This is a genomic window from Aeromonas encheleia, from assembly GCF_900637545.1.
In the GTDB taxonomy this organism is placed as follows: Bacteria; Pseudomonadota; Gammaproteobacteria; order Enterobacterales; family Aeromonadaceae; genus Aeromonas; species Aeromonas encheleia.
This window is the reverse complement of sequence record NZ_LR134376.1, coordinates 813,337-820,000: the sequence shown is the minus strand read 5'-3', so window position 1 is coordinate 820,000 and position 6,664 is coordinate 813,337. Positions and strand designations below refer to the sequence as shown.

9 protein-coding genes (1 of these 9 cut by a window edge) are annotated in these 6,664 nt (G+C 60.9%); 5 read left to right on the top strand and 4 right to left on the bottom strand.

Annotated features, from left to right (window positions below):
* The 3 genes from EL255_RS03955 to EL255_RS03945 form a co-directional block, all read right to left on the bottom strand.
* Window positions 1–765, bottom strand: the 5' portion of a protein-coding gene (locus EL255_RS03955) for an NAD(P)H-dependent flavin oxidoreductase (protein WP_042652853.1). It extends 279 nt beyond the left edge of the window; 765 of the gene's 1,044 nt are visible here — the first part of the coding sequence; it begins with the start codon at window positions 763–765; its stop codon lies beyond the left edge, outside the window.
* Window positions 762–1,052 carry a Pathogenicity locus gene (locus EL255_RS03950; RefSeq protein ID WP_042652854.1) on the bottom strand — a complete coding sequence of 97 codons (291 nt, stop codon included), beginning with the start codon at window positions 1,050–1,052 and terminating at the stop codon, window positions 762–764. The genes EL255_RS03955 and EL255_RS03950 overlap by 4 nt, the downstream gene beginning before the upstream one ends.
* 72 nt (window positions 1,053–1,124) lie before the next feature.
* Window positions 1,125–1,766: a ribonuclease T2 family protein gene (locus tag EL255_RS03945; RefSeq protein ID WP_042652855.1), complete on the bottom strand. Its 642-nt coding sequence runs from the start codon at window positions 1,764–1,766 to the stop codon at window positions 1,125–1,127.
* 233 nt (window positions 1,767–1,999) lie between these two features.
* On the opposite strand from EL255_RS03945, the gene EL255_RS03940 reads away from it, so the two are divergent.
* A complete protein-coding gene (locus EL255_RS03940) occupies window positions 2,000–2,560 on the top strand; it encodes a gamma carbonic anhydrase family protein (RefSeq protein WP_042652856.1) in 561 nt (186 codons plus the stop codon).
* Between the two features lie 66 nt (window positions 2,561–2,626).
* Here EL255_RS03940 and EL255_RS03935 read toward each other — a convergent pair whose 3' ends face one another.
* A complete protein-coding gene (locus EL255_RS03935) occupies window positions 2,627–3,532 on the bottom strand; it encodes an SAM hydrolase/SAM-dependent halogenase family protein (protein ID WP_042652857.1) in 906 nt (301 codons plus the stop codon).
* A 155-nt stretch (window positions 3,533–3,687) separates the two neighbouring features.
* Here EL255_RS03935 and EL255_RS03930 point away from each other — a divergent pair, with 155 nt between their 5' ends.
* The 4 genes from EL255_RS03930 to EL255_RS03915 all read left to right on the top strand — a co-directional run bounded on the left by EL255_RS03930 (window position 3,688) and on the right by EL255_RS03915 (window position 6,488).
* Window positions 3,688–4,146 (top strand): hypothetical protein, encoded by a 459-nt coding sequence (locus tag EL255_RS03930; RefSeq protein ID WP_042652858.1) that lies wholly within the window; start codon window positions 3,688–3,690, stop codon window positions 4,144–4,146.
* A 736-nt stretch (window positions 4,147–4,882) separates the two neighbouring features.
* Window positions 4,883–5,467: a CsgG/HfaB family protein gene (locus EL255_RS03925; protein ID WP_232018902.1), complete on the top strand. Its 585-nt coding sequence runs from the start codon at window positions 4,883–4,885 to the stop codon at window positions 5,465–5,467.
* Between the two features lie 11 nt (window positions 5,468–5,478).
* Window positions 5,479–5,838, top strand: coding sequence for a DUF4810 domain-containing protein (locus tag EL255_RS03920; RefSeq protein ID WP_042652860.1), 360 nt, complete (start codon window positions 5,479–5,481; stop codon window positions 5,836–5,838).
* Window positions 5,835–6,488 carry a DUF799 domain-containing protein gene (locus EL255_RS03915; protein WP_042652861.1) on the top strand — a complete coding sequence of 218 codons (654 nt, stop codon included), beginning with the start codon at window positions 5,835–5,837 and terminating at the stop codon, window positions 6,486–6,488. The genes EL255_RS03920 and EL255_RS03915 overlap by 4 nt, the downstream gene beginning before the upstream one ends.
* Window positions 6,489–6,664: the final 176 nt, after the last annotated feature.

Here is a 6,664-nt window from a genome sequence, read left to right as displayed (position 1 = left end):
GTGAATGGCCGCACGGTGCAGGCGCGAGGTCGTCGCCTCATGACAGCAGAGAAACGCCGTCCCCATCTGCACGCCGCTCGCCCCCAGCGCCAGGGCGGCACGGATCCCCTTGCCATCGACTATGCCCCCCGCCGCGATGACCGGCAGCCCGACCGCCTGCACGATTTGCGGCAGCAGGGTGAAGGTGCCCTGTTGCAGGCTGAGGTCCTCATCGAGGAAGTGGCCGCGATGGCCCCCCGCCTCCAGCCCCTGCGCGATGATGGCGTCGGCGCCATGTTGCGTCAGCCAGACAGCCTCCGCGACCGTGGTCGCGCTGGCCAACACCCGGGCGCCCCAGGCTTTCACGCTGGCAAGCAGCGCGGGCGCGGGCAGACCAAAGTGAAAGCTGACCACGGCGGGCTGGAACTCGGCCAGGATGGCGGCCTGCTCCGCACTGAAGGGGGCTCGGCCAGGCACGCCGAGGACGGCATCGGCAGCCAGCCCGAACTCGGCATAATAAGGCGCGAGCGCCTGTCGCCAACGGCGTGCCTCTACCGGGTCTGGCTCGGCCTGACGGTGACAGAAGAAGTTGATGTTGAACGGTTGGCCACGCTCCTTGAGTACCCTCAATGCCTGGCGCAGCTCGGTCGGGCTGAGCATGGCGGCTGGCAGGGAGCCGAGCCCCCCGGCAGCGGCAACTGCCAGTGGCAGGGCACAGTCCTGTACCCCCGCCATGGGGGCCTGAATGATGGGATAGCGGATCCCGAGTTGGGAGAGCAGCGTCATGCCTCTGTCTCCTGTCGTCCTGCCTGGTCCGGTTCGGCTTGCAGCTGAGCGCGGGCCAGGGCGATGGCTCCCTCGATGGCGCCGCGCGCCTGCGGGCTGTTCTGCCAGCAGGTCGAGCCCAGCAGGCTGGCCACCAGCTTGACGATATGGGTCGCGTCAGCCCCTGCCAATTCGTGCAGGCTATGGTAGCCCAGCTGCTCGAGCCGCCCGATGACGGTGGGGCCCACCCCTTTCACCCCGAGCAGCAAGCTTCGCTCCGGCGTAGAGAACTGTTTCATGGTGGTCATGGCTCAAACTCCTTTCCGATGGCGGTATTTGAACATCAGGCCCGCAAGGAGCCTGATGAAGATAAAGAGGGATCAACGCACGCTGCGTAGCAAGAAATCCGGCTGACCACAGGAACGCTGCTCGCGCTTTTGCATCTCGTCCGAGCAGGCGACGGCATCAGTCCCTTCCTTATTGACGCAAACGTAGACCTCCCTCAGGAACCGGCCACCATCGGCGCAGGCGATGGTGATGCTGTCCGGCGCCAGCCACTCATTGGCATCGGCCAGATCGGCCTTGAGCTGGAAACGGCTCTTGCGCAGCGGCTCGTCAGGAGCCTGATAGGCAGCAGGCAGCTTCACCTTCTGGCGCAGCTCGCTGGCCAGTTGATGGAATTGCGGCTGGCTGAGGCCGGAGCAGGTGCCATGCTTCTGCCACTCATGGCGATAGAGGAAGCGACTGGGATAGAGCCCGGCGAACGCGCGCTCCATCTCGGGAGCCAGCGGTTCAGCGCTGCAATCGCTCGGATAGCCACGCTGATACTGGGGCCAGAGGCCGTGCAGCACGAAGCCCAGCTGGCGGCTGCACTGCTCCCGATCGCCCGGCTTGACGGCGCAGTGCTCCGGCGACCAGGAGAGTGCCAGGGCGTAATAGTCGAAGTCGCCCGCCCGTCCCTTGCCTTGTACGGCCGAGGCACAGAGCAAGACTCCCACCAGCAACAGCATCATCTTCTTCATTTCTCCGCCTCCATCATCGCAATCCGGCCCATTCTGGCGAGGAACACACCCCGCCTGCCGAGCCACATGCTCCCATACCAGGGAGTCAAAGAACAACCATCTGAAATGTCCCTACTAAAGGAGGGTCAGACCAGTAAGGGGTTTCCCCCTCCAAAACAGAGGCGTAAGCTGACTCTCCGGCGAGCCTCTGCGCCCCGCCATTTTCCCCGATTTCATCAGCAACAGGACATGACATGATCCGCAAGAATCCCTCCGGTCACCTGCCCGTTATCGACGAATCCGCCTATATCGACAAGACCGCCATCATCTGCGGCAAGGTGATCATCAAGGAGAACGTGTTTGTCGGCCCCTACGCCGTGATCCGCGCCGACGAAGTGGATGCCAGCGGTGACATGGAGCCCATCGTCATCGGTGCCAATTCCAACATTCAGGACGGGGTGGTGATCCATTCCAAGTCCGGTGCGGCCGTCACCATCGGCGAGTACAGCTCCATCGCCCACCGCAGCATAGTGCACGGGCCCTGCGAAGTCGGTAACCGGGTGTTCATCGGCTTCAACAGCGTGCTGTTCAACTGCCACATCGGCGAAGGCTCTGTGGTGCGCCACAACTCGGTGATCGATGGCTGCGATCTGCCTCCCGGCTTCTACGTGCCTTCCACCACCCGCATCAACCAGCAGAGCGATCTGGATCAGATCCCGCGCGTCACCGTGGATGCCACCGAGTTCTCCGAAGACGTGGCCCACACCAACATCGATCTGGTCAAGGGGTACAAGGCACTCTCCAACGAGTTCTGATCCCATAGTCTTTTCTGAAAACACAACGGGCGCCTCGGCGCCCGTTGTCATCTCACGCAACCATCACTAGCACTTCTTCAGGCTGATGTGCCATTTGGCGCCTGACTGTACCTGATGCCTGGCGGCGAAGCTGTCCATGTTGAGCGCTACCGACACCTGCAACAGGCTGTTGAGGTAGACCAGCGGCTGCCCCTCCGGCACATCGCCGAAGCTGCTGACGTAGGGGGCCTTGCCCTCATATTTCAGCGCCTCTCCCTCGCTTATCTTGAAGCAGGCCTGATCCCCCTTGTCGATCCCCGCCTGGGTGAGCAGGGTCTCGTCGATGTTGGTCCAGACGTTGCCGTACTGCACATCCAGGATCGGAATGGTGCCCTTGAGGCTGCCACCGGCCTCGGCCACCGCCGGCTGATAGGGGATCCGCACCACCTCGGCGGGCAACAGCGGGCCCACCTGCTCGTAGCTGATGGCGCCGGAGGCGAGCCGAGCCCCGGTGTAGGCGTAGACGTCGCGACCATGGAAGGTGTAGGACTTCTCTGAGCCCTTGAGGCGATTGCGTTTCTCGTCGATCTGGCGCACCGCCTCGATACCGAAGTGCTCGGCCACCAGGGTCAGGGTGCCGTTGTCCGGCGAGACGATGTAGTGGCCGCTCTTGGTCTTGAGCACCACGGAGTGGCGCGCCGTGCCCACTCCTGGATCCACCACGCTCACGAATACCGTGCCCTTGGGCCAGTAGTTGATGGTCTGATAGAGGCGGTAGGAGGCCTCCCAGATGTTGTAGGCCGGGATCTCGTGGGTCAGATCATAGAGCGGCAGGGTGCGGTCCACCCCGAAGGCGACCCCCTTCATGGCCGACACGGCGCCGTCTTTCAGGCCGAAATCGGTCTGGATCACCAGCGCCTCGTTGGCGAAGGCGCAGCTTCCCGCCAGCAGAAGGGAGAGCGCAATGATGCGGGGAGCGGTACGAATATCCATATCAGAACTCCTGAAGCCTAGGGATTGAATAGCCATTTAGACATCCAGAATGCCATGATGAATCCACTTTGCAAGCCGGCCACACCAGATGGGGGGAGAAAGCGCTCGCACGGGCGCACGGGCGGGTGTATTAAAGGGATCGCAGAGGGATCGACATGAGGGAGACAGGGAGCCCCAGGCTGTCACTGAGCCTGGGTGAGCAGAGCAGCGGGGTGCAGATCACCCGGACCGACGGCACCAGCATCACGCACCGGCTGGCCTTCGGTCTCGAGGCCATGACGCCGGCGCCCTTTCACCAGGATCCGCCGACGGCCCTCGAGCTGGAGCAGGCCATCATGGTGGTGGAGGATGCACTGATGCCGCTGGCGGCCGGGATCCCGCCTCACCCCGTGCTGACCCTGCACAGCCCGCTCCCACTCGCCAGCATGCTCGGCAGCCAGGAGCTGAGCCGGGAGAGCGTCGAGCAGCTGTTCGGCCAGTTTGTCGCCATGGTCGAGGGAGATCCGCTGGCGGCGGCGCAACTGCCCAAGGATCGTCGCTTTGCCGCCGCGCTGCTGATCCTGCGGGAGTGGATGCACCACCTGGATGCCGGGCGGGTGCTGCTGGCCGATTAGGCCGCCGCGTGCACGACACCATCCATGCCAGCCCCAGACCGATCAGCATGCTGCCGATGGCGAGCAGATCCACCGCCGCCAGCAAGCGCTCACCTAACCCAGCAGTACCGGCACCCAGTTCGCCACATAGGCGATCACGCAGAGCGACACCAGCCTGGTGTGGCTCGCGTTGGGGCGATGCGGTTGACCAGGGTTGCGCCGCTGACAAACACCGCCCCCACCAACAGCTCGAGCCAGGACAGCCACAGCGATTGGCCGTGTACCGCGCCGGCAAACCTCGGTACACAGAGTATCAGGACCGGTCAGGCAGCCACTCAGCAAGATGTGGCGGCGCGCCCATCGCGGGCACAGACCGGGGAGCACCATCTGGTGGGCAACGCGTCGGAGCTGTTGCGAATCCTGCGTCCCTCACCGATCGACATTTGGCCACCACTAGCCCGATCTACAGCAGGCCAGCCAGATTCGTGCCGTGATTGCGCCCCAGAAAGCATCTTTCACAGCCACTACATCCTTCCAATTTTTCATTTCGTGAAGCAAAAGCTCTAAAAATAGGATTTTTGGACCATTCATCCCCCCATCCGGGGGCCTTTCTTTGCGACGAGCCATGTTAGAGTCCGCCGTTGTTTTTCCTTAAATAACGGGATCTTATATGAAGAAGTTAGTTGTTTCATATTGTTTCATACTTATAACAAGCTTGTTGACCGGTTGTGCCAGTGAATCCTCTCGTTCACTGGAAGTGCCAAAAGTAGCCACCTACCAGAGCCAGTATCAGGGGGTACGCAGTCCGATAGCCGTCGGCAAATTCGACAACCGCTCCAGCTATATGCGTGGCATCTTCTCCGATGGTGTGGATCGACTGGGTAGCCAGGCAAAAACCATACTGATCACCCACCTGCAGCAGACGGGCCGCTTCAGCGTGCTGGATCGCGACAACATGGATGAGATCAAGGCTGAGGCAGGGATCAAACAGCAAGCCCAGAAACTCAAGGGTGCTGACTATGTGGTAACCGGTGACGTGACGGAGTTTGGCCGCAAGGAAGTCGGTGACCACCAGCTGTTTGGCATCCTGGGCCGCGGAAAATCCCAGATTGCCTATGCCAAGGTCAACCTGAACATCGTCAACGTCACCACCTCCGAAGTTGTCTTCTCCTCTCAAGGTGCTGGTGAATTCGAGCTATCCAACCGTGAAGTCATCGGTTTCGGTGGCACGGCCAGCTATGACTCCACCCTGAATGGCAAGGTGCTGGATCTCGCGGTCCGCGAGGCCGTCAACAACCTGGTGAACGGTATCGAAACCGGCGCCTGGCACCCAGCGCAATAGGAACAATGACGATGAAATCTTTCAATCTGTATCTGCTGCTGGCCAGTGCCATGCTGCTAACCGCCTGCGCCCAGGCGCCACGATCCCTTTACAACTGGGATCAATACCAGCACGTCGTTTACCAGACCATGCAAGGAGACGAGGCCGGGGTGGAAGCCCAGATTACCGCGCTGGAGAAAAACCAGCAGGAAGCCAGCGCCAAGGGGCAGGCCGTTCCTCCTGGCTTCCACGCTCACTTGGGGATGCTTTACGCACAGCTGGGCAAGGATGAACAAACCCGTCAGCAATTCGAGACCGAAAAGCGTCTCTTCCCTGAGTCAGCTCCCTTCATGGACTTCCTGATGTCCAACAAGAAAGGGGTCACTCAATGAGCCTGCGTGTCATCTTCTCGCTCATGTTGAGCACCCTTCTGCTGGCAGGCTGCGCACAGCGCCCCAGCTATGATTACAGCAACTTCAAGGAGAGCAGACCAACCTCCATCCTGGTGCTGCCACCGGTGAATCACTCACCGGATGTCAAAGCCGGCGCCAGCTTGCAGTCCCAGATCACTTTCCCCCTTGCGGAGTCGGGTTACTATGTACTGCCGGTAGCTGTCACTAACGAAACCTTCCGTCAGAATGGTGTGACCGAGGCGACGGATATTCATGCCCTGCCCACCCAGAAGCTCCATGAGATCTATGGTGCCGATACCGCGCTCTATCTCGACATCAAGGACTATGGCACCAGCTATCTGGTGATATCCAGCGCGACTGTGGTCACGGCCAGCGCCCGTCTGGTGGATCTGCGCACTGGCAAGCTGCTGTGGGAAGGCACCGCGAGCGCGAGCAGCGCCGAGCAACAAAGTAACTCAGGTGGCAGTCTGATCGGCATGTTGGTGGTGGCAGTCGTTAACCAAATTGCCGACACAGTCACCGACAAGGGTCATGAGATTGCGGGGATCACCAGCTTCCGACTGCTGAGTGCCGATATGCCAAATAGCATTCTCTACGGCCCTTATTCCCCCAAATACCAGAAAAAATAACCGACCTTATTGATCATCAAAGAGGGTGCAACGCCCTCTTTTTCATGACAGCGCCGCATATGAGATCATCCATCGTGGAATCTTCGACAGGGCGCAACAGCTAAGCGCCATGGCTTCAAAGAAAGCCATGCAGAGCCAATCAATACCCACTCCTCGCCATACCAATAGCCTGACTC

What these genes read in the sequence shown, in the direction of transcription:
- EL255_RS03915 (WP_042652861.1), top strand. Translation starts at nt 5,835, where the DNA reads ATGAGCCTGCGTGTCATCTTCTCGCTCATGTTGAGCACCCTTCTGCTG.
- EL255_RS03935 (WP_042652857.1), bottom strand. Translation starts at nt 3,532, where the DNA reads ATGGATATTCGTACCGCTCCCCGCATCATTGCGCTCTCCCTTCTGCTG.
- EL255_RS03920 (WP_042652860.1), top strand. Translation starts at nt 5,479, where the DNA reads ATGAAATCTTTCAATCTGTATCTGCTGCTGGCCAGTGCCATGCTGCTA.
- EL255_RS03945 (WP_042652855.1), bottom strand. Translation starts at nt 1,766, where the DNA reads ATGAAGAAGATGATGCTGTTGCTGGTGGGAGTCTTGCTCTGTGCCTCG.
- EL255_RS03930 (WP_042652858.1), top strand. Translation starts at nt 3,688, where the DNA reads ATGAGGGAGACAGGGAGCCCCAGGCTGTCACTGAGCCTGGGTGAGCAG.
- EL255_RS03950 (WP_042652854.1), bottom strand. Translation starts at nt 1,052, where the DNA reads ATGACCACCATGAAACAGTTCTCTACGCCGGAGCGAAGCTTGCTGCTC.
- EL255_RS03940 (WP_042652856.1), top strand. Translation starts at nt 2,000, where the DNA reads ATGATCCGCAAGAATCCCTCCGGTCACCTGCCCGTTATCGACGAATCC.